This window comes from Vibrio comitans (assembly GCA_024346835.1).
Taxonomy (GTDB): Bacteria; Pseudomonadota; Gammaproteobacteria; order Enterobacterales; family Vibrionaceae; genus Vibrio; species Vibrio comitans.
On the sequence record AP024866.1, the window covers coordinates 1,200,739 to 1,222,217 of the forward strand.

At 45.2% G+C, this 21,479-nt stretch carries 18 protein-coding genes; 11 read left to right on the plus strand and 7 right to left on the minus strand.

Going from position 1 to position 21,479, the window contains the following annotated elements; translation table 11 throughout:
• Positions 1 to 41: 41 nt before the first annotated feature.
• Positions 42 to 479, plus strand: a complete 438-nt coding sequence (locus OCU46_RS05510) for a hypothetical protein (RefSeq protein ID WP_141269859.1) — start codon at positions 42 to 44, stop codon at positions 477 to 479.
• A gap of 64 nt (positions 480 to 543) precedes the next feature.
• On the opposite strand, the gene OCU46_RS05515 is transcribed toward OCU46_RS05510, so the two are convergent.
• The 3 genes from OCU46_RS05515 to OCU46_RS05525 form a co-directional block, all read right to left on the minus strand.
• Positions 544 to 729, minus strand: a complete 186-nt coding sequence (locus OCU46_RS05515) for a hypothetical protein (protein ID WP_141269861.1) — start codon at positions 727 to 729, stop codon at positions 544 to 546.
• Positions 730 to 890: 161 nt separating this feature from the next.
• Positions 891 to 1,775, minus strand: a complete 885-nt coding sequence (locus OCU46_RS05520; RefSeq protein WP_141269863.1) for a site-specific integrase — start codon at positions 1,773 to 1,775, stop codon at positions 891 to 893.
• Positions 1,762 to 1,998, minus strand: a complete 237-nt coding sequence (locus tag OCU46_RS05525) for a hypothetical protein (protein ID WP_141269865.1) — start codon at positions 1,996 to 1,998, stop codon at positions 1,762 to 1,764. The genes OCU46_RS05520 and OCU46_RS05525 overlap by 14 nt, the downstream gene beginning before the upstream one ends.
• Before the next feature lie 990 nt (positions 1,999 to 2,988).
• Here OCU46_RS05525 and OCU46_RS05530 point away from each other — a divergent pair.
• On the plus strand, positions 2,989 to 3,414 hold the full coding sequence (locus tag OCU46_RS05530; protein WP_167495342.1) for a helix-turn-helix transcriptional regulator: 426 nt from the start codon (positions 2,989 to 2,991) through the stop codon (positions 3,412 to 3,414).
• A 350-nt stretch (positions 3,415 to 3,764) separates the two neighbouring features.
• Here the strand turns inward: OCU46_RS05530 and OCU46_RS05535 are convergent, their stop codons facing one another.
• Both OCU46_RS05535 and OCU46_RS05540 read right to left on the minus strand, forming a co-directional pair.
• Positions 3,765 to 4,355, minus strand: a complete 591-nt coding sequence (locus tag OCU46_RS05535; protein WP_141269869.1) for a hypothetical protein — start codon at positions 4,353 to 4,355, stop codon at positions 3,765 to 3,767.
• Positions 4,356 to 4,433: 78 nt separating this feature from the next.
• Positions 4,434 to 4,784, minus strand: coding sequence for a hypothetical protein (locus tag OCU46_RS05540; protein ID WP_141269871.1), 351 nt, complete (start codon positions 4,782 to 4,784; stop codon positions 4,434 to 4,436).
• A 499-nt stretch (positions 4,785 to 5,283) separates the two neighbouring features.
• Between OCU46_RS05540 and OCU46_RS05545 the strand changes: the two genes are divergently transcribed.
• Together OCU46_RS05545 and gltS are read left to right on the plus strand one after the other, a co-directional pair.
• Positions 5,284 to 6,174 carry a YeeE/YedE thiosulfate transporter family protein gene (locus OCU46_RS05545; protein WP_244311351.1) on the plus strand — a complete coding sequence of 297 codons (891 nt, stop codon included), beginning with the start codon at positions 5,284 to 5,286 and terminating at the stop codon, positions 6,172 to 6,174.
• Between the two features lie 109 nt (positions 6,175 to 6,283).
• Positions 6,284 to 7,498: a sodium/glutamate symporter gene (gene gltS / locus OCU46_RS05550; protein WP_141269873.1), complete on the plus strand. Its 1,215-nt coding sequence runs from the start codon at positions 6,284 to 6,286 to the stop codon at positions 7,496 to 7,498.
• Between the two features lie 74 nt (positions 7,499 to 7,572).
• Here gltS and OCU46_RS05555 read toward each other — a convergent pair whose 3' ends face one another.
• Complete coding sequence (locus OCU46_RS05555; protein ID WP_141269875.1) at positions 7,573 to 9,237, minus strand: AMP-binding protein; 1,665 nt, start codon at positions 9,235 to 9,237, stop codon at positions 7,573 to 7,575.
• 202 nt (positions 9,238 to 9,439) lie between these two features.
• On the opposite strand from OCU46_RS05555, the gene OCU46_RS05560 reads away from it, so the two are divergent.
• The 4 genes from OCU46_RS05560 to OCU46_RS05575 all read left to right on the plus strand — a co-directional run bounded on the left by OCU46_RS05560 (position 9,440) and on the right by OCU46_RS05575 (position 12,731).
• Positions 9,440 to 9,733: a hypothetical protein gene (locus tag OCU46_RS05560; protein ID WP_141269877.1), complete on the plus strand. Its 294-nt coding sequence runs from the start codon at positions 9,440 to 9,442 to the stop codon at positions 9,731 to 9,733.
• Between the two features lie 60 nt (positions 9,734 to 9,793).
• Complete coding sequence (locus OCU46_RS05565; RefSeq protein ID WP_141269879.1) at positions 9,794 to 10,165, plus strand: rhodanese-like domain-containing protein; 372 nt, start codon at positions 9,794 to 9,796, stop codon at positions 10,163 to 10,165.
• An 85-nt stretch (positions 10,166 to 10,250) separates the two neighbouring features.
• Entirely contained in the window at positions 10,251 to 12,416 is a 2,166-nt protein-coding gene (gene recQ, locus OCU46_RS05570; protein WP_141269881.1) for a DNA helicase RecQ, read from the plus strand.
• A gap of 150 nt (positions 12,417 to 12,566) precedes the next feature.
• Positions 12,567 to 12,731, plus strand: coding sequence for a hypothetical protein (locus OCU46_RS05575; protein ID WP_167495343.1), 165 nt, complete (start codon positions 12,567 to 12,569; stop codon positions 12,729 to 12,731).
• Between the two features lie 41 nt (positions 12,732 to 12,772).
• On the opposite strand, the gene OCU46_RS05580 is transcribed toward OCU46_RS05575, so the two are convergent.
• The gene (locus OCU46_RS05580; protein ID WP_141269883.1) at positions 12,773 to 14,473 is read right to left on the minus strand and encodes an RluA family pseudouridine synthase; all 1,701 of its coding nucleotides are present in this window, start codon (positions 14,471 to 14,473) and stop codon (positions 12,773 to 12,775) included.
• Positions 14,474 to 14,755: 282 nt separating this feature from the next.
• On the opposite strand from OCU46_RS05580, the gene OCU46_RS05585 reads away from it, so the two are divergent.
• The 3 genes from OCU46_RS05585 to OCU46_RS05595 all read left to right on the plus strand — a co-directional run bounded on the left by OCU46_RS05585 (position 14,756) and on the right by OCU46_RS05595 (position 21,479).
• The gene (locus OCU46_RS05585; protein WP_141269885.1) at positions 14,756 to 15,220 is read left to right on the plus strand and encodes a magnesium transporter; all 465 of its coding nucleotides are present in this window, start codon (positions 14,756 to 14,758) and stop codon (positions 15,218 to 15,220) included.
• Positions 15,220 to 16,251: an HlyD family secretion protein gene (locus OCU46_RS05590; protein WP_141269886.1), complete on the plus strand. Its 1,032-nt coding sequence runs from the start codon at positions 15,220 to 15,222 to the stop codon at positions 16,249 to 16,251. Before OCU46_RS05585 ends, OCU46_RS05590 begins: the two co-directional genes overlap by 1 nt.
• A gap of 248 nt (positions 16,252 to 16,499) precedes the next feature.
• Positions 16,500 to 21,479, plus strand: coding sequence for a 2-oxoacid:acceptor oxidoreductase family protein (locus tag OCU46_RS05595; protein ID WP_141269888.1), 4,980 nt, complete (start codon positions 16,500 to 16,502; stop codon positions 21,477 to 21,479).

The following is a 21,479-nucleotide window of genomic DNA, read 5'->3' on the forward strand; positions in this document are numbered from 1 at the left end:
AGAGTGATTGTAAAATCAATCAAATCAATAAGGTGGACATCATGTTGAGATTCTTCGGTGCAACGTTTGTTGCAATAGTGCTACTGCTGACCTGCTCAGTAGGGGTATACAAAGCGCAAGGTGATACGGTGAACCTGTATGAGTGCGCTAATCTTCAATGCCGTTATACGAGTGAAGTATTGGAAGATAACTACTACATAGGGCTTGAAGATAAAGGGTGGGTGACGCTGTTGATGCCAGACAACCACGCGGTACTTTCTGATGAGCTCGAGCTTCAATTTATGGGGTTTAACCCTTGGGTTGAAGGGATGAGTTGGATGCATTGGATGTTGATGCTTTGGGTCGCGTATATTGCGGTTACATCCGTTAAATATCGGATGCGCTATGACATTTTGGATGTGCGCTACAAAATGATGCAAGACGAACTGTCCGATAAGTTGGCAGAACTGGCTCGATACAAAGGAAAGCAAGAGTTCTAGCATGAAGTAGGGCAAAACAGCACTCCACAGTCGGAGTGCTGTTGTACCCATCGCCCAGTGATTACTAGAATGGGACTTCGTCTTGACCGTTATCTTCTCCCGAATCTTTAAACTCCCCTGGTAATGCACCTTCAACAAAGGCTAATCGTAACTCCCACAGTTCGCTTCTTAAACATGATGCATTGTGCTCCATCATCTTGATGTGGTGCTCTATCATCTCAATGTGTTTATTGAATTGACTGTATTTCATACCTTTTACCTCACTTAAAATTAATGGTGTTTGCAGACCAGAATTGGCCTTCAACTGAGTTAGGTTAAGTAGCAGTATTTATTTTTTGAGTTGCGCTTTTTATTCGGTTGTGGATATTGAGTCTTCAATATAGGGAAGGCCCCTCTGATGAGAGGCGTCCGCTATCGTAAGTAGGCTAGGGTGATATCAGGTCTAAGATGCCCTAATTCTTGAGACACAGCCTTTAGCGCCTCTTCGTAGCAGCAATAGCGCATTAACTCTTCCATTCTTTTTTGGGCATAGGTGTGCCTCAACCCATGCGCACCATGGCTCCAGTTAAGAACTCGTGTTGATGCTTTTGAGAATGAGTCTGACCATTGCTTGCCAAAGCCAATGTCGTAGTAGGTTTTATAGGGAATGCCTCTGTCGATTCGCCAGATAGGCTTTTCGAGTCGTCGCGCTTCCAATTCATCGGCGAGTTCTTTGGGGAGCCTTGCTTCTCTGCACAATCCCCCTTTACCAATGACGGTGTAGGCGACCCAATCCTCCTGTCCTGCAAAACGATGCTCCGAATGGGCCTCTCTAAAATCGGGCTCTCTTTCATCCTTAGGCAATAGGGTTCCCGGTTCATGAGCTCTGAAACCAGCTGCTGCTGCAATACGAGTGGTCAGAGAATGTTTGTCGCTCTGAGCTTGCTGCACCAAATCAATTTGTTCATCCAGGTAAGCTCGGGAGTGGGTGACTTCGTCTAGCTCGGTCTCTATCACCTCAAGGGTTTGCTTTTGCTCTAATTCACCGTTGTATCGCAGTAGAGATTGAATGGCTTGTCGGTCCATATCTAATTGCTTCTGACCCACGCAGACAGCGCGGTCGGTAAGAAACTGCATGGCGTGCTCTTTGGTGGCATGCCGAAGACTGGTGCTCTTATTGAGATTTAAATGTTGGCTGAACAGAGTGAGAGAGCGAGCGTAATTTCGCTTAGTTCCCAAGCTACGAAGGTTCAGTTTTTCCATCACATTAGAAGTTTGCTTTTTTGCGACTTTAAGGGGGTCTTTAATCTTGGTCATGTTTTTTAATCCATCGGTAAACGGTGGTTCGAGCCACCTTGATTTTTGTGTTGGTGAGTAGCCATACATGAATTTCAGTGGGATTAGCCCCATTGCAATGCAGTGCTAGAATCTGAAAGCCATACTTGTCTAACTTTGACGCAAGGTAGCGCTTGCGTTTGCGTTGTACTTTTCGTTTTTCTCGCAGAGTGTTGAGCTCTTTCTCAGCATTGAATTCTTCCATTACTTACTCACATTATTTGTTCGAGACCTCGTTAGAGATACCTCTATAGGTACCGGCCTGAGTCTTCGACTTAATGCTTGTCAGCGTGCGAGAGACTTCAGCGTGTTTGACCACTTTTAACCTTCTATCGAGCGGTTTCTTCTCGTCTTGATGGGGTCAAGCTCCCCTGTTTCATCTGTTCAGCTCAGGATAGTCATGCTTTTCAGCGCCCGATGACGGCGGGCTCCGGCTCTGCTCTGTTGCTAGACTCGATTTCATCTGTTCGAGGTCAGTCGGTCTCATCAATTTCTGACATTTTGGTCTTCACGTGATGAGTCATATTGCTTCATGCTCTTTTATGAGCCTCTATACCTACCAATGCAGGCTCCGGTTCGAGAGTCCGGACTCTTTAGTGCTTTGCACTGTTACTTTGGGTATGCGTAAAAGTCGGAGAGGAAAGTAGGGTCGTGCTTCAAAAGCGGAGCTTTTGGTGTGCGTGCGCTTGTCACTGCGGTTTTGTGCGCGATAGCGCTGTAACGCTTTGTGTAGATTAAGGCCTCGCTGTGTCGAAGGTGTTCGACACAGCGAGGCCGATAGGCCGAGAAAATTTTTGAGCCCATGCACACATCAGTGTGTATGGGCGAGGAGATTTTAAGACGCGGTTTTTAGATTCTTGATTTCGTGAATGACGAAATGTAGGTATGAAGGTCAGTACGCTCTGGCACGTTCGATAGAGTAAATATGCACTTCAAATAGCTCTTGATGTTTGTAATTTGTAATTACTTACAACTCATTTCAAGGATGTTTTCCCGCACTCATATCTGATTTTTTCTTAGTAAAGTCAACGGTTTAAAGTGTTACAATTCTATCTTTGCGAGTTGAGACGAAGGAAAAAAAAGAGTTGTACCGAATGACTATAAGCTGAGGTATGTTTTTTTGCGAGGGATAGAGTTCTTGTATAGAGAACGAGTTCGTTGTTTTTTTTGTTCTATGGAGATATTTATAAAAACTATGAACAACAAAGTAAAAATTGTAAACATCCGACACCTAGTCATTGCATGTGCATTATCACGTAGCACTATCAATACATTGATGAAGCAGGAGTCGTTTCCAGCGCCTATTCAGATTTTAGGCAGGGCCAAGCGTTGGGATATTGGGGAGGTTGAGTATTGGATGAGGGAGCGGATTGTGGAGCGGAACCATAGCAAAAAGAAATGCTATGAATATTATTGCCTAGAAAATGAAAACCGGCCTTTAAGGTTTCATAGCATTGCGTCATTGAGGGCGGAATTCGACTTAGCTCGCTCAACTGTGTACGACATGATGAAAAATGAAGGTTTCCCTTATCCTGTTCAGTTATCAGCGCGTCGCGTCGGCTGGGTGGAAAGTGAGGTCATTGATTGGCATGACCGCAAAAAATCAAAGCGTAAAACGTAATAGTATTTTCGTACTACCCAGTAGTCAAAAGCCGGCGTCTCGCCGGTTTTTTAGCAATTGGAACTAACTATTTGTGATGACTGTCACATTTATTCAAAGGATAGAAAATTGGATAGAAATATGGAAATCAACAAAGGAAATTTCAAGATAAATCATTATAAGTCATTATAAATCAGTCACTTAATGTTCGCTTAATGTTTTATCATTGTAAGCTCTCACTCACCGCCACATTTATAAAAAAAGACGTCCTAGGACGTCTTTTTTTATGTCTGAAATATAGCAAAAACAATCATTTTATAATGGACATCCACCCAAAGATGTCCACTGCTATCCAATGATTTTAGGTATGCCTATTCGAGAATCAAGGCTTTTACTTGTACCTCTAGTTCAAACAAGTGATTGGCTGCGTCTACGTATTGCGGGTAATCACTAAAATTTTGTTGATACTCAGGTGTCATTTTGCTGATTTCTTCCGCGCGCATTAACTTCCAGTAAACTGGCGTGGTGCGTAGCATTGCCAGTAGAGGTTTAAATACCTCTTTTTCATAGGCTAAGAATAGATACTCTAATACCTCTTCGCGCTCACTTTCATTTTGAATGACAGCTTTTAAAGCAGTCATCGCTTTGACGTAGTTATTATTCGCCTGCAATGCGCTCATTACTGGGATGTTTTCTTTAGCCATTTCACTCAACTCAACATTAACAGTTTCTAGCCAAGCTTGCTGGGTGAGTTCACTACTTTGCAGGTTATCGAATTGAAGGCGAATCTTCTTTTCTAATTTTACTTGCGAGCTCATCAACACCTTACGCACTTTTTGAAAAGGCAGCTGATAGGTCTTGCACAGTTCAATGATCAAGTTATGAAAACCATTTTCTGGGAAATGCATATTCGCTTTAAATGTGGTAATGGCTTGTTCTTGTTGAGGGGTTAGCTCACTCATTTTCTGTTGATCCTTTACTGTGATGCGGTGTTGCTTTTTGGCTTGATTAAGCAGGCAATTAAAATGTGAGGTGAAAATTTACAGCCCAAAACCCACTTTGGGTAGCATACGCACTGAACGAACACCATAAGGCGTCAGGTCTGGTTTTGGTTGACCTGTATAGTTACCTAAACAAATGTAACCTTTAGATAAGTACCGGTATAGGAAATCGCCCCCTAATAATTTACCTGTCTTTTCATCAGCAAAAGGCAGAGTAATTCGTTCTACAAGCAAGTCTGATGCCATCTTAAAAGCGGGATAAACCGAAGAGTTTACAGAGTAAGCATCGAGGTTTTTTAATAGGGCTTTGTCTGACATTGACGCTTTTTTGCGAATAAAAAGCATGATCAGACGTTTTTGTTGCTCTGAAGAAACGATGAGCATTTCCATAATAGGTATTCCTTTGAAAGAAGCTCAGTATATAAGAGTGAGGCGGCTAACACTATGCGTTTTGTGCCCACCACTGATGGTAAACCTCAACGGGTTTAATGTTGCAAATAAATGGGGTTGATTCTTCTTGTCACTTGGATTGATTAGTCTAAAGGCAATGTTATGTTTTGGGGAGCACTAGATGAACACATTGATCAATATATTCTGCTTTGTGATTATAATTTCAGCCATTTATGCATTTATCATCAGTCGCGATGAGACAAAGTAAACCGCTTTAGAGTTTCACTTCTTTGCCAATTACTAGACGTTACCTGAACGGCAGTTGCCGACCCGAGAGAAAAGGGCGGGCCAGTACAAGGGATAATTGCTGTTTTCTAACCCGTTAAGCTATATGAGAACAAACTCAATTCATCGTTATAGTTGATGGCCTCGACTATATTTACCTCATCTATGAGCTTGTAGAGCGAGTTCAAATTGGCGTGAATCATGGGGAACGAGGGTGCTATATCTATCTTTGGTGATGATTGGAATACTTGGGTATCTCGCACAAACTACTGGCTTGTGTATGGTGCGCGGTGTTAAGAAAGTCCGCTCTGGAAGTCCTATGTTCCTTATTGCCATTATTTTTAGTGGGACACTTTCTTGGCTCTCTATCGGCCTTATTTATGTTTACACAGAGCAGAATTTATTCACGGCTTACTTACCCAGTTGGCATTTTGCTGTCGGCGGTTTTTTATTTGGCTTAGGAGCTGCGTTCAACCAAGGTTGTGGGGTGTCGACAATCAGTCGTTTAGCTCGAGGGCAACTAGTGATGTTGGCAACAATAGCCGGTTGGATTATAGCGTGGATAGCCTTTTCTACGTGGATGGTGGATGTCAAACCCAGTCGATATGAGATGCCAGTGATGATGCAGTATGGTTCGCTGATTATAGGTTCTATATTGCTCAGTATTTTGGTCTTTAGGCTAGATAAAACCAGCCGAACACTATGGCTATCAATGTTGTCGATAGGTTTTATGGGAGGCTGCATTTTTGTATTCGAACCTCATTGGACGCCCAGTGGGTTGCTTAAAGATGTGAGCTTTTATGTGTGGAGTAATGGAGAGCATCTATGGCCAAGCCTAGAGCGCTTTATGTTGATTGCATGTTTAGTGTTGGGCATGTTGCTTGCGGCCATCGCTACTCGCTCTTTTCATCTTGAGATGGCCGGCGCTAAGCGATACTTTTGGCACTTAGGATCGGGCTGCTTAATGGGATTTGGCGCAGTTTTGGCTGGTCGAGGCAATGACACTCAGCTTTTAGTTGCGCTTCCCGCTCTTTCACCTGCGGGGGCAATAGCGGTATCTTCGATTATTGCGGGTATTTTTGCAGGCGGCCTGGTTAAACGTTAACCAGTTGCCGTCAATAAATTAATGATTTTATTGAGGTTTACATTACACTTGTAGCTTATCATTGCGTTTCATACACCATCGCACTTTTTGCCTAGGAACAGATTAATTTATGTCAGAAGTATTAGTACCACCGCTAGTCTCCTTTACCATCGCTATTGCCTTGCTCTTTATTGGTAAAGCCATTATTGAGCGCTCAGAAGTCTTAAAAAAATATTCACTGCCTGAGCCTGTGATTGGTGGGTTTGTTTGTGCGGCTACTGTTGCTGTTCTTTATTATGTTTTTGACACTCAAATCACGTTTAGCTTAGAAGTGCGAGACTTTCTGCTTCTGTATTTCTTTGCTGGCATTGGCCTTCAAGCCGATCTTAAAACCCTGATCAAAGGCGGGCGACCACTATTCATTTTGTTGGTGCTTGCAGGTGCCTTCATTGTATTGCAGAACGTCGTTGGTATGTCTGTAGCTACCGCGTTTGGCTTAGATCCTAAGGCAGGCTTGCTATCTGGTTCGGTCAGTTTGATTGGTGGTGTCGGGACGACCTTGGCATGGGCACCTACATTTGTTCAAGAGTATGGCATCAGCAATGCAATGGAATTAGGGGTAGCGTCGAATACTGTCGGATTAATCGCTGCCTGTGTTATCGGTGGTCCAATCGCTAACTACCTATTGAATAAGCACAAGGTGAGCCCATCTAATCAAGAAGACGTTGCGGTGGGTGCGTTCCAAGACCATGAAACAACCGTAGAGCTTAGTCATTATGGCGTCTTGTATGCATGGTTAGTTTTAAACGTTACCTTGATGCTAGGTTACAGTATTGGCGAGTCTATTGAAGCTGCTGGCTTTAAGTTGCCATTATTTGTGAGCTGTTTGATTGCGGGTATCTTGATTGGCAACATTGGCCGTGCTTTGTTTAAGAAACGTCGAACCAAAGAGAAGATTGAGCAGGGCCGTAAGGGACTGGCGATGATCTCTGATATCTGCTTGGGTATGTTCTTAACTATGGCGTTGATGGGGCTTCATATCTGGGATCTAGATGGGATGTTTGGTTATATCTCAGTGATCATGTCAGCTCAAATCCTGCTATCTCTGCTATTCACTATCCTAGTGGTTTACTACTTGATGGGTAGAAACTACGACTCGGTGGTTATTTGTTCTGGCTTTGGCGGGATAACCTTGGGCTCTACTGCGACAGCGATTGTGAATATGACAGCAGTAACCAGTCGTTATGGTGCGAGTCCGCAAGCCTTTATCGTGGTGCCTCTGGTGTGTGGATTCTTTATCGATATATTGAATGCGCTAGTGATTAGCTTCTTTGTCGGATTGTAAATAATAAAGGCAGGCTTAAAAAGTTAAGCCTGCCTTTTATACTTCTCTGTTCTCAGTACTAAACGAGGTAATAGCTAGTCGCGCAGTTCCCGGCGAAGAATTTTACCGACGTTGGTTTTTGGTAACTCTTCTCTAAACTCAATCACTTTCGGGATCTTGTAGCCAGTAAGGTGTTGGCGACAGTGTTTTTTAATATCGTCCACAGAAACAGAACCATTGGTGACTACGATAAGTTTTACTCGCTCTCCTGCAACGTCATCAGCAACGCCCACCGCCGCAGCTTCAATAATTTTTGGATGCAGGGTGGCAACTTCTTCAATTTCTGTTGGGAATACGTTGAAGCCTGATACTAAAATCATGTCCTTCTTACGATCCTCAATATAGAAAACGCCGTCTTCATCCATACGACCAATATCACCAGAATTTAGCCAGCCATCTTTGGTGATTGCTGCTTTAGTTTCTGCTTCTTGTTTCCAATACCCAGCCATGACTTGGTCACCGCGGATTTGGATCTCACCCACTTGGTTAGTACTTAAAGGCTCGCCATTGTCATCGACGATTCTCATTTCTGTACTAGGTAATGGCACGCCAATCGCAGGTACAAATTGTTGCTGTGTGTGCACACCACCTGCCACAACAGGCGAACATTCGGTTAGGCCATAGCCTTCGATGATTGGCATTCCCGTGATTGCTTGCCATTCATCGGCGATGTGTTTTTGTGTTGCCATCCCACCGGCGATTGTGAACTCGGCATTTGAGAAATCGAGCTGCTTGAATTTTGCATGATTAATAAGGGCAGCAAATAGAGTATTTAAGCCAAAGATCATGGTAAATGGGTACTTGCTGAGATCATTAACAAAGGTATTTAAGTCTCTAGGGTTAGTGATCAGCAGATTGGTGCCCCCCATATACATCATCAGCATCATGCTGACAGAATTGGCGAAGATATGGTAAAGCGGCAGTGGCGTTACGGCGTGTTCTTTGTCTTTTGCGGTACGTGGGCCGAAGTGACCAAAGACCTGCAGCACATTGGCCATTACGTTCTTGTGCGTCAGCATCGCGCCCTTAGCAAGGCCAGTAGTGCCACCGGTGTACTGCAAATACGCAAGATCATCCTGCTCAATCTTAGGTGGATTAAAGTCTAGTCGCTTACCATGGGTGAGTGCTCGTCTTAGAGATATCGCGCTTGGAAGGTGGTATTTCGGTACCATTTTCTTTACGTACTTCACCACAAAATTAACTAGGGTCCGTTTATGAGGTGCTAGTTCATCGCCGATACTGGTGAGTATTACGTGCTTTACACTGGTGCGACTAATGACTTGCTGCAAGCTGTCGCCAAAGTTTGTTACTGCCACAATGATGGTGGCACCTGAATCTCTTAGTTGATGTTCAAGCTCTCGAGGAGTGTAGAGTGGATTCACGTTGACCACCACAAGACCTGCTTTGAGAGCACCTAAAATACAAATAGGGTATTGCAATAGGTTTGGCATCATCAGTGCGATTCTGTCACCTTTCTTAGCGTTTAACTCAGATTGCAAATAGGCAGCAAAAGCATCGCTTTTATCATTAAGTTGCTGATAGGTGAGAGAGTGTCCCATATTGATAAATGCGGTGTTATCAGCAAATTGTTCAAATGGCTTTTTGAACATTTCATTGATGTTGGCATATTGGTCGATATTGATGAATTCGGGAACGTCTTTAGGGTAGGTGTTTAACCAAGGTTTATTCGATGTTGTCATAGTGCGATTTACTGATGTTGATAAGCGCGTATTTTACCAATTTCAATCCTGCTTGTTTTTGTTTTTTCTCATAAACTTGCGCTCGATAGTAGCATTGACAATTTTACGCTTTCGAACTTTGAGTGTGTGAAGTGCATCCTTTGATTAGCAACATAGGTGTGTTGTGATTATGCTTACTATGAGCAATAAAAGGGAATGAAATATGCGACTTTTAGCCACGAGAGAAGATGGTTGGAACCTGTATCGAGCGGCAGACCAGTACTTTGAGTCTCGTATCCAGTTATCAGAGCAAGAGCAAGCGACGAATGGCGAGGAGCTATTAACGAATTCCGGTAATTTGAAGCAGCTTGCGTTCAACTTGGACTCCATCAATGGCTGGTTTAATGACAGCAAAACTACAGACGATCTTAAGCGTGTTATCGCAGCTTTAGAGCCAATGATCATAGAGTTGTGGCAAGAGAAAAAGCTGGGTTCTTGGGTGATGGAGATTTACTAGAACTGGTAAAGTCGAAAGTAACATTCGGCTTACCTGCGCTGTGAAAAGTAAGAGAGCATTATGATTAAAAGACTAATGGCGTTGGCGCTTCTTATTCCTGGTATGGCGTTTTCATCAGGGGCTTTTGCAACAGAGCGTGCACAAAAGGCATGGGACTGGATTGACTCTGGCGCGGTAGTCATAGATGTGCGAACCCCTCAAGAGTTCAGTGGTGGGCATCTTGACAACGCTGTGAATATTCCTGTTTCTGATCTCTCTCGAGCCGATCTCTCTTTTGTCGATAAGGATGATCAGATAGTGGTGTATTGTCGCAGTGGCAATCGTTCGGGGAATGCGAAACAAATACTGCTGACGAAAGGGTATAAACATGTGCATAATGGCGGCGGATTGCAAATGATGCTGTCAGTGAAGCAAGAATCGTCTTCTGAATAGGACGTGATTTAATACTATTACCCTCTGCTTTAGGGCTGACTCTTCGCTATCCTTTTTATTCATCTAACCCTCGGGATCTTCAGCATTGAGTCAGTTCGAACACGCCACTAAACCACAGCCTCTAGAGGTATTAAACTCTGTATTTGGTTACGACAGCTTTCGTCACCAGCAGCAAGCCATAGTTGAAAGTGTGGTAGGGGGACAAGATGTTCTCACCCTAATGCCAACCGGTGGTGGTAAATCCATCTGCTATCAGATCCCCGCAATGGTCCGCTCAGGCGTTGGCGTAGTGGTATCCCCCCTGATTGCATTGATGAAAGATCAGGTGGATGCGCTAAGAGAAGTGGGTGTGGCTTGTGCATTCTTAAACTCAACCCAAGATCAATATGAACAGATGGAAGTTGAAGCCTCATTGATGCGAGGTGAGATTCAGCTGCTTTACGTCTCTCCAGAACGTCTTTTAATGGAGCGTACTCTTAATTTATTAGAGCAAGCTCATCTGTCGCTGTTTGCCATTGATGAAGCTCACTGTGTGAGTCAATGGGGACACGATTTCAGACCTGAATACCAGAAGCTTTCCATTTTGCCGCAGCGCTTTCCTAATGTGCCGCGTATTGCCCTGACGGCTACCGCAGATGAGCGCACGAAACAAGAAATCATCAGCCAGCTGCAACTGTCTAATGCTAAGGTGTTTGTTCACAGCTTTGATCGTCCGAATATTCGTTATCATGTCAGTGAAATGGCGAATGCTAAGCATGAACTTTGGGATTTCATTGAGCAAAACCACCCTCAAGATGCGGGCATCGTGTATTGCCTTTCACGCAAAAAAGTTGAGGAAACAGCAACCTGGCTGTCGGGCAAGGGGCGTGTGGCTCTGCCATATCATGCAGGAATGTCAGTTGAGCAAAAAAACCAGAATCAGCAACGATTTTTGCGCGAAGAAGGGGTGATCATTGTCGCCACCATCGCGTTTGGTATGGGTATTGATAAACCCAATGTGCGTTTCGTCGGACATTTGAGCCTACCTAAGAGTATAGAGTCTTACTATCAGGAAACGGGAAGGGCAGGCCGCGACGGCGCACAAGCCAATGCTTGGATGGCTTATGGTCTACAAGATTTAGTGATGCAAAAACAGATGGTAGAAAACTCTGATGGCAACTCACAATATAAACAAGTGCAGATGGGTAAACTCAATGCGCTGCTTGGCTATTGCGAGCTGAGCTCTTGCCGTCGCCAGACGCTGTTGGGCTATTTTGGCGAATCATTGTCACAGCCTTGTGGGAATTGCGATAACTGTTTGAACCCACCAAAAACTTGGGATGGTACCCAAGCGGCACAAAAAGCGTTGTCGACTGTGTATCGCTCTGGACAAACGTTCGGAGTCACTCATTTGGTGAACGTATTGCTAGGTAAAAGCGATGAGAAAATTCAGCGCTTCGGTCACGAGTCATTGTCGACCTTTGGTATCGGAACTGAGTTGACAGCTGAGCAGTGGAAAGGGGTATTTCGTCAGCTGATTGCGATGAATTACCTCACGGTTGAGGGGATGTATAACAACCTCAAACTCACTGAATTGTGCCGCACAGTGCTGCGCGGTGAACAAACCATAGAACTTCGTGAGCTTCGTAAAGCTAAAAAGAAAAAGACCAGTAGCACTAAGAAAAGCACAGCTTTATCTGCGCAAGATGCAGAGGTATTTGAAAAACTCAGAGAACTACGTGCTTCACTGGCAAAACAGCAAAATGTACCGGCGTATGTGATATGTCACGACGCCAGTTTGGCTGACATAGCGTTAAAGAGGCCGCTTAACCATGAAGAACTGGGGCAGGTCTCGGGCTTTGGCGACGCTAAAGTGGCGAAATACGGTGATGCAATTGTTGAGTTAATGATTGCTCAGCCTAAAGCCACCTTGGTACTCACAGCAACGGAACAAACCACCGTCGACCTTTTTAATCAACTTAATAAAGTAGATTTGGTGGCCGCTGAGAGAGGTATTGCTGCCAATACTGTCATGAGCCATCTGGCTTCAGCCATCGAAATCGGCCTTTGCCCTTTGCAGCAGGTGATTGAGGTTGAACCCTCGGAACTTGAACAATTTGGAGTTGTTATCACACAGCTAAATTTACTATCAGAGCGAAAACTTAAACCTCTGTTTGAGCACTTTGAGGCTAAATACGATTACAGCACATTGCGATGTGTGGTAAGTCATTTTGTTTACCAAAAGCAATTGGCTAGCTTAGCCAATTCATAGACGCTTTAGGTTGTGGTGACGACTCGCTCAAAGCCAAAGTTGGCTGGGCAAATCTATATTTTCACTTCGTATGGCGCATTATGATAAGCAAATAATGTTGCCTAAACATACACTTAGCGCTAATTCAGTAAATGATAGCGGAGAATGTATTTGAAGTATGTAATTGCAGTGCTAGCAATAGCCGCCAGTTCAATAGAGTTTGTACCTTTGGCTGAGGCTAAGGTAAACAATAATTCTGAAGACTACGAAATTGTAGTGCACTGCGCAAACAATCCAAACGATCAAAGCACCAAGTGCACTAAGCTCAAGAAGTAATTAACCTCATTAGAGCGCTTAGTTTGGCGGATGTCTAAGCCCTAAAATGGGATATCCGCTTCAAACGTTACCCACTGCTGATTGATCGGGTGGGTAAAACTCAGTTGTTGTGCATGCAGGTAAAGTCGGGTGTTTTTTTGACCATACAAGGTGTCGCCAACAATCGGCATATTTAGCCCTTGTTGATGTGCGCAATGTACTCGCAATTGGTGCGTTCGGCCTGTCTCAGGGTACAAAAATACCTTTGATCTACCCTCTATTGTGTCTATGAGTTGATAGCGTGTAAGCGCTGGCTTCCCTTCTTCAAAAGAGACTTTTTGTCTGGGTCTATCGTAAGGGTCGGCGCACAAGGGCAAAGCTATTTCCCCCTCTATTGTAGATAATTTGCCATCGATAAGCGCGGCATAGCGTTTTTTGACTTCTCTGGATATAAATTGTTTTTGTAAGTGCTTGTTCGCACGTTTGCTCAGCGCAAACACCAGCAGGCCTGACGTCGCCATATCTAAACGATGCAAAGCAAATGGTCCTTCAACATCAGGGTACATTTGCTCGATACGAGTGAAGGCAGAGTCCTTGATATGTCGGCCCGGTACAGAAAGAAACCCTTCGGGTTTGTTAACGACCACAATATGCTCGTCTTCATAAATGATGGGTAGCGGTTTGTCTTGTGCAGGGTTTTCCAAAAGTGGGTTAGGGTCTACGTCTAGGCCTTTGAGCATATGTGAGAGAATAGGCTGGCACTTGCTCATGCATGAAGGATAGTACTGCTTGTGCTGACGGATCTCAGATTTTGGAGAGTGTCCCCACCAAAACTCGGCCATTGTGATAGGCGTATAGCCATTTAGGTAAGCGTATTGCATCAGCTTGGGCGCAGCACATTCGCCAGCCCCTGCTGGTGGCACTTTATACGCCGTTTGTACGAAGATTTGATTCAAATCTTGAGACTCACCTTCGGCATTTAAAAATGAGTAGTGGGCGAAGATTTTATGTTGAAGTTGATTAGAACGTGACGCACGTTCGTCTTTTAATTGGGCAATGGTTTGTTCAATCTGCGTAATCTGATGAGAAAGTGCAACGCGCTTATCAGCCCATTGCTGCTTGAGCCACTTTAACTGATTTTTTTGCGCCACACTCTGCTTAGCAAGCTCAGTTTCAAGTTGTTGATATTCTTGCTCTGCTAAGGACTGTTTTGCTTGGCTTCGCTGCCATTTACGCTGCTTTCTACTTTCGGCAATGTCGCTTTGCAGGCTTTTTATCTGCGCGGATTCATCTTCAATTAGCTGAGACAGCTGCAGTGATAGCGCTTGCAGATTGGACTCTCTTTCAAAGTCTTTTAGCTTTCTTGAAACCTCGTTAACCTTTTCAAGTTCACCTCTAAAAAAGCCATCGTCATCGAGCATATCGTACACGGGCGGCACGAAACCTTGGTGATGATTACTGTCATCAATCTTGCCGGAAAATGCGGACAGATACCCAAGCGCGCCTTCGGCATCTTTTACGACCAGCACACCAAACATTTTGCCACTTGGTAGGGTTGCTAAAGCGGTATTTAAGCTGTGATCATCCTTCAGGCCAAACAGCTGATTAAATCGATGATTGGAGCCAAGGTGCTTCTGCAATTGCTCTGTAGCTAATATCGAGAGTGGATGCGGGTCATAATAAAATGGAAAGGTAAATCGCTGTGGCATCGTTAATGCTGATGTTGCTTGATCGAACGAAGTGAAAAGAGGGTCGATGCTCATGAGGTTGATGTACCTTAAATCGAAATGGAGGCGGAAACAGTCGAATAACAGATTGTATTGAATAGTCACCTTATCTGCCACCCTAGCGTACTTATCGCTGTGATATACAATGAGCGCATATCCGGTATAAAAATGAATAATTGGAGGTAATCTAAGTAATTCCTTATTGTCACTGTGTTGTGGAGATTACGGAAAAGGGAGATGGCTGACCACTCTAAGAAGTTGGGGCAGCATACGCGTAGTCGCTACTCGTTTTAAGCCCAACGAAAGTGAGAGTGAGTGATGAAAAGATTGTTCAGTATTTTAAAGTGGCTGATGAAGGCCGTAGGAGTTATCTCCGCTGCAGCAGCAACCTCCCTGTTTTTCTCTACCCTGTCCAACATACACGGCAAATCGATGCCGGAGAGTGAATTTGTTGACGGTAATCCAAGCATTATCCAACTTCTTAACTCAGAGATCTTTATGGGTCTCATCTTCGTTGTGACACTGTCTATTTTTGCCTACGTCGCCTACTTGTTGTGGCAACTGCATGAAGTTGCGGTTCACGAGAGTGAGCATCGCAACAGCGCCCATACCACTATCGTGTTTGCCTTGTCATTGTGTGGCTTGTTCATCAGCAAGACTTGGTGGGTACTGGCTATTATTATCGCTTTCACCCGTTGGGACATCATTGGCAATTCATTAAGTGGTGTTATTCGCCGCGGTGTAACACAAGAAACAGAATCATCAACGCAGGAGTCTAAATAATGAAAGAGATTATGCTTCCTTATGTATTCATTATGTGGATTCTGGTAAAAGCCGGAGTCATTAAATGGAACCTGCGCAATGCAACCATGATTACCTCATTCGGTATATTTTTAGCGATGACCTTGTTTACTGTGAGCCGTTTCTGGGCTCCTGTTGATTTGACTGATAGCAGTACCGTTAAAGCACCACACGCCGTTTTGAGCCCGCTGGTAGGGCAGAAAGTTGAAAATGTTATGGTCAATCATAACCAAGTTGTTGAGAAGGGCGATCTGCTTTATACCCTTGAAGCAACCGACTCTGTTGAGGAGATCAAAGGTCTTGAAGCTCAGATCCAAGCGATTCATCACCAAATCTCAGCAACGGAAACCCAGATCAAAACAGACGAAACCACTATGGCGCGTTTGATGAAGCTAGAAGAGTACAGCAGCCAAGCAGAGCGTGATGATGTTAGAAACGCTATCTTGCAAGGATACTCACGCTTATCTGAACTGCGCGCTGAGATCGCGACCATTAACGCTCAGATCAAAGAGAACCAGTGGCTGAATGAAATGAACCAGGTGGTTGCGCCGTTTGATGGCCAAATAGGTGTGGTTAACATCTCTAAAGGTACACGTACAGGTAACATGCACATCTATGATACGAGCAAAAAATTCATGGAAATGCGCGTCAGTGACCAGACATATCGCTATATCAAAAAAGGTCAGTTTGCAGAGTTCTATGTGAATTCTCATCCAGGCGAAGTGTTTAGAGGCAAGGTGCACAGTATTACTAGTGGCACGGGTGAAGCAACGGTATCAGTGAAAAATGGCGCGCAAAATGTTACTCAGCATGTTGCTAGTAATGCCGGTGCACACGGCCGAACTGTCATCATCGAGTTTGAAGAACCAAAAGGGTACAACATTCCTATTGGTGCAACAGGTTCAGCGTGGATTTCTGCCTCTAAACCGCACCCAATTCTAGGGTTCATGGATATCATTGGCGGAGCAACGGTTAGGCTTAAATCATTGAAAGCATACCTGAGCGCTCTGTAGTGAAATAAGAGACTTCAGTCAGTAAATCGAGAGTTTTTGTTTAGTATCAAATAAAACCCTACAATTTGTGAGTGAATAGACAACATTAGGCATATTTGCGGTGTAAAATTTAAACAGCACGCAAATGTGCCTTTGTCGTATGTGGAAGAAAATTTGAGGCGAAATGCGTGATTTTGACTTAGTTTGTGGGTAAATAATACTGCAATTGTGTGCGGTCTGTTTGTCCACCTGTTTAGGAGAAACAGCGCATGTCCTCGTTATCAAAAACCATTGAATACCCATCCTACCCCGGTACGCCTGCCGTCATTCATGGTAACGGAGCGGTTGCTCACGTTATGGATTATGTCTGCGGAGGCGTTATTGGTTATCCCATTACTCCTTCAACTGAAATCTCCGAGCTTTACGAAGCCTTCCGTGCCCAAGGCGGAATGAATGTATGGGGGCAGCATCCTTTCTTCTTCGAACCTGAAGGGGAGCATTCTGCACAAAGTGGAGCACTAGGCGCTGCCCTTACAGGGGGAAAATATATCTCCAATGCCTCTTCAAGCCAAGGTATTTTGTATGGGCTGGAGTCTCACTATGTGACTGTAGGTAAAAAGGCCGCAGGTTTTGTACTGCACGTAGCGGCACGTTCTGTTTCAAGACACTCGTTGAATGTGATGGCAGGGCACGATGATGTCTATGCACTGCTGTCTGCGGGTTACACAACCTTATTCGCCAGTAATGCTCAAGAAGTGGCCGATCTGGCCGCTATTTCTTATCGAGTCAGCGCACTATCTCTCATCCCTGTTGCCAACTGTATGGATGGCTTTGCCACCAGTCATATTCAAAGCGAAGTACTGCTACCTGAGCCTGAGCTGTTAAAAACCTACCTAGGTGATCCGTCAGAGCGCATTCAAGCCCCAACCGTTGCCCAAAAGATGCTCTACGGTGCTAAAGGGCGCATTTGGCAACTCAATGTGTTTTTAGACAAGCATCAAGATGACTTCTGGCCCGATAAATTAGGAGAGTTAAAGGATTACCTAAAGGCCAACGAAACACAGCTAGAGCAAGATAAAGATGGGCGATTCATCCGGCATACACTGGACTTTATTCCAGCTGAGCTACATAAAAAATGGCGAAGAGTTTGGGTAAATAGTTATGAAAAAGGCAGTCGTCAACGAGTGCCTGCTTTAATGGATACCCATAATCCAGGGCTAACTGGCGGAGTGCAAAATCAGCCTGATTATCAAGCAGGGATTGTTGATCATAGAGTCCACTTTCAATCGGATGTACCAAAATTTATCAAACAAGCGATGCGCGAGTTTGCCCTGCTTACCGGCAGACATTACTCCCCTGTAATGCAGTATGAATGTGAAGATGCCGATTCTGTAATTCTTGGCTTAGGCTCAGTGACTGACGATGCGGAAGCGGTGGCAGAATATCTTCGAGGTAAAGGCGAGAAAGTGGGCGTGGTCAGTATTAAGCAGTTGCAACCCTTCCCTGAGGCGCAGCTCACCGAGGCATTGGCGGGTAAGAAAGCCGTTACCATATTGGAGCGCTGTGATGAAACCAAATTGACTGAGCGCGTTACGCGAGCGTTATTTAAAGCCAGAGAAAACGCTGACAGTCATCGCCATGAAAATATTCCATTTCTTCGTGAGCTTCCGCAAATCAGTACCGGCGTATTTGGCCTCGGTGGCCATGATCTTCAGCCTCGTCATTTAGTAGCCGCATTTGCCAATATGCAGGCGGAGAAAAGTAAGCCTTTCTTCTATCTTGGCAGCCAGTTCTTCGATAGTGAAGCCTCTGAGCAGTTGCAGGTGATACAAAGAAGACTCAGGGATGCGTATCCAGAGACTGAGTTGATGGCACTATCAACCAATGAGAATCCTCAGCTGCTTCCTGAGGAGGCAATACGTACGCGTTTTCATTCGGTGGGTGGCTACGGCACCATTGCCACAGGTAAGTTATTAACCGATATCCTAGCAGGTGCATTGGAACTGCATTCTAAATCTATGCCTAAATACGGCTCAGAGAAAAGCGGCGCGCCGACAAACTTTTTCATTACCTTGTCACCAGAGCCCATAAAGATCACCAATGCAGAACTGCAAGAGGTAGAGGTGGTGCTATCGCCTGATCACAAGGTCTTTATGCATACCAACCCGTTAGCAGGTTTGACCCAGAACGGCACCTTTATTCTACAAACCCACCATACCCCAGAGCAGGTGTGGCAAGAGATCCCGGAAGCGGCTAGGCAATACATTCGTCAGCACAATATTGACTTCTTTATTGTGGATGCCTTTAAGGTAGCGAAAGAGCAAGCTCCTAGCCGAGACCTAGAGATCCGCATGATGGGAATCGCCTTCATTGGCGCACTGTGTGGTCATGCTCGCCAGGTTATCGGTAGTGCTGATGAAGAGGCCATGCTAAATCGAATCGAGCAGCAAATAGCCAAGAAATTTGCTAGCAAAGGACAGGCGGTGGTGAACGGTAACATGGCCGTGATTCGCGAGGGGATGCATGCCACTAAGCAGGTACGTTATCAAGATTATGAGGATGTTGCTGTTACTAACGACAGCAACGCCCAAGTGAATCTGGATGAAAAAACAACGCGTGCCAGTAGCTGTCTATTTGACCAAGACTACTTTGACAGTATTGCCGGTAAACACTATGCCGACGGCAGTATTGCAGAAGCGCCGGTTATCCCTGGCTCTGGCATGTTTATGCCACCTTCTAGCGCCAAAACGAAAAATAAAGGGCTGTTCCGTTTGAATGTGCCTTTGTTTGATCCCGATAAGTGCACAGGGTGTATGGAGTGCACCATTGCTTGCCCAGATAGTGCTATACCAAATGCAGTGCATGAGGTGCACGACATTATCAATAACGCAATAGATACCCTTGCAGTGCCTCCAGCGCAAATCTCGGCGCTAAAAGCGGAAGTGCCTAAGCTAAGTGATGCGGTAAGACACTACTATCGCTCTCACTCTAAAGAGGAGTCTCTTCCTCTGCATAAAGCGATAGCATCGATGCTAGATACCATGACCTTCAATGATGGCAAAGTTCAGCAGCACTTTGCCAGTGTCTGTATTGCATTAGAGTCGATGCCGGTGGCTCGTACCAAACCCTTCTTTGATGCCATGGAAAAATCCATGCCTGGCAGTGGTGGGCTGTATTCGGTCGCAATAGATTCCAGTAAGTGCAGTGGCTGTATGGAGTGTGTCGATGTATGTGGACCTAACGCGCTGCAAAAAGTGCGTCAAACTACAGAGCTGAATAAGCAGCTGCATCACAACTTTGAAACGCTCGCAGCGCTTCCCAATACGCCGATTCGATTTATTGATGGGCAAGAGGCTAAGCGTTTATTGCTAGATAGAGACAATTACTATGCGATGAGCGCAGGTCACGGTGCGTGTCGTGGCTGTGGAGAAGTGACAGCACTTCGATTGGTGACCTCTATTAACCGAGCCATGGCTGAGCGCCGAAATGAAGCCCATCGAAGTCAGCTAGAAATGCTTTTAGAAAAGCTTGAGAGTAAGCACCGTCAATTGTTTGAAACTGAGCAGCAGCCTGAGCGCGTTAAACGCATAGAAGATACGGTTAAGGTATTAGAGCGACGCTTGTATGAGTTTGAGCATGGACCAACAGGTGACGGACCTGCAGATGCACTGATTGCCAATGCAACTGGGTGTAGCAGTGTGTATGCGTCTACCTTCCCGTCTAATCCTTATAAAGTGCCTTGGGTAAACAGTTTGTTCCAAGATACCCCCGCATTGGCTAAAGGTCTGTTTGAAGGGGAGGTTGCTAATCAGCTAGAGCAGATCAAGGCGCTACGCCGAGCTAAGTTGGAAGTAGAAGATCTCTATGATCCTAGTATTCACGATAAGCAGCTTAACTACCTAGAATGGTCACAACTCTCCAGTGATGAGCTTAATCTATTACCAACGGTGTTCAGCATCGGGGGCGATGGTGCCACCTATGACATTGGCTTTGGAGCGCTATCGAGACTCCTTACCACCTCGACACCCATTAAGGTATTGGTGCTGAATACGGGGAGCTACTCCAACACTGGTGGGCAGGCCTCAACCGCGAGCTTTACCGCTCAAGACTCAGATTTGAGTCGAGTGGGGAGCGCACATAGTGGTAAGGAAGAGGCGCGCAAAGAGCTTGGGATCATCGCGATGTTCCACCCTGAGGTATTGGTGGTGCAAACCTCGACTGCGATTCAAGGTCACTTTATGTCTAACTTAGTGGAGTATCTCAATTATCAACATGCGCCTGCTTTGTTTGATGTCTATACCCCGTGCATGGGAGAGCATGGAATAGCGGATGACGCCAGCACTAGGCATTCACGCTTTGCGGTTGAAAGTCGAATGAACCCTATATTTGTGCATGATCCGCGTAAAGGCGAAACATTAGCAGAACGACTTTCGTTAGAGGGCAACCCTGATATCTTGCAAGATTGGACCACGCAAATGATTACCTATCTTGATGATGATGGTATGACTCAGCTTCTAGAAACGGCTCTCACCCCAGCAGACTTTGCCTTATTTGAGGGGCGATTTAAGAAACACTTCTCCCTCGCGACAAGTGAACGAAACCTCATTGAGTTGGCCGATTATGTTGGCATGAGCGCGAGTGAGCGTGCAGATAAAACGCCATTTATCTGGTCTGTGGATAGCTCGCAGCACCTCATTCAACTTAGGGTATCAAGCTCCATTGTCGCGCTTACTGAAGAGCGATTAAATAATTGGCATCGGTTGCAGTATCTGAGCGGGCAACAGATGGCTAAGCTTAAGACTGAGCACCAAGCAGAGGTCGCTCAGTGGAAAGCGCGCTATGAGGGCGCAGTAGAGCGCAATGAACACACCATAGACACCATAGCCAATGGATTGGCAGAGTTGGCACTTACCGTAGACAGCGAGGTGCAAATTCCGGTGACTCAAATCGAATCAACGGAGTCTAGGCCTGCTGCCAGTGAAGCAACGAATAACAGACTGGTGAGTATCGCCGATTCCGATATGGCAAGTTGTACGGACTGTAAAACCTGTTATCAGCAACTTCCTGAACTGTTTGAGAAGACCACTATTATCGAAGAGGGCAAGGCAAAGATCGTCAGTCGGGTGATCCCTAACGTCTTTGATACTCTTGTGATTACCGATGAGCTCGTTGAGCGTGCCTCACGTATTGCTGATGAATGTGACGCTGAGATTATTCACGTTAATGTCTCGCAGGCTTCGGAGGTGTAG

Bases quoted from the DNA above. Each gene is read 5' to 3' on its own strand.
- OCU46_RS05510 (WP_141269859.1), top strand. From the start codon at position 42: ATGTTGAGATTCTTCGGTGCAACGTTTGTTGCAATAGTGCTACTGCTG.
- OCU46_RS05515 (WP_141269861.1), bottom strand. From the start codon at position 729: ATGAAATACAGTCAATTCAATAAACACATTGAGATGATAGAGCACCAC.
- OCU46_RS05520 (WP_141269863.1), bottom strand. From the start codon at position 1,775: ATGACCAAGATTAAAGACCCCCTTAAAGTCGCAAAAAAGCAAACTTCT.
- OCU46_RS05525 (WP_141269865.1), bottom strand. From the start codon at position 1,998: ATGGAAGAATTCAATGCTGAGAAAGAGCTCAACACTCTGCGAGAAAAA.
- OCU46_RS05530 (WP_167495342.1), top strand. From the start codon at position 2,989: ATGAACAACAAAGTAAAAATTGTAAACATCCGACACCTAGTCATTGCA.
- OCU46_RS05535 (WP_141269869.1), bottom strand. From the start codon at position 4,355: ATGAGTGAGCTAACCCCTCAACAAGAACAAGCCATTACCACATTTAAA.
- OCU46_RS05540 (WP_141269871.1), bottom strand. From the start codon at position 4,784: ATGGAAATGCTCATCGTTTCTTCAGAGCAACAAAAACGTCTGATCATG.
- gltS (WP_141269873.1), top strand. From the start codon at position 6,284: ATGTCAGAAGTATTAGTACCACCGCTAGTCTCCTTTACCATCGCTATT.
- OCU46_RS05555 (WP_141269875.1), bottom strand. From the start codon at position 9,237: ATGACAACATCGAATAAACCTTGGTTAAACACCTACCCTAAAGACGTT.
- OCU46_RS05560 (WP_141269877.1), top strand. From the start codon at position 9,440: ATGCGACTTTTAGCCACGAGAGAAGATGGTTGGAACCTGTATCGAGCG.
- OCU46_RS05565 (WP_141269879.1), top strand. From the start codon at position 9,794: ATGATTAAAAGACTAATGGCGTTGGCGCTTCTTATTCCTGGTATGGCG.
- OCU46_RS05580 (WP_141269883.1), bottom strand. From the start codon at position 14,473: ATGAGCATCGACCCTCTTTTCACTTCGTTCGATCAAGCAACATCAGCA.
- OCU46_RS05585 (WP_141269885.1), top strand. From the start codon at position 14,756: ATGAAAAGATTGTTCAGTATTTTAAAGTGGCTGATGAAGGCCGTAGGA.
- OCU46_RS05590 (WP_141269886.1), top strand. From the start codon at position 15,220: ATGAAAGAGATTATGCTTCCTTATGTATTCATTATGTGGATTCTGGTA.
- OCU46_RS05595 (WP_141269888.1), top strand. From the start codon at position 16,500: ATGTCCTCGTTATCAAAAACCATTGAATACCCATCCTACCCCGGTACG.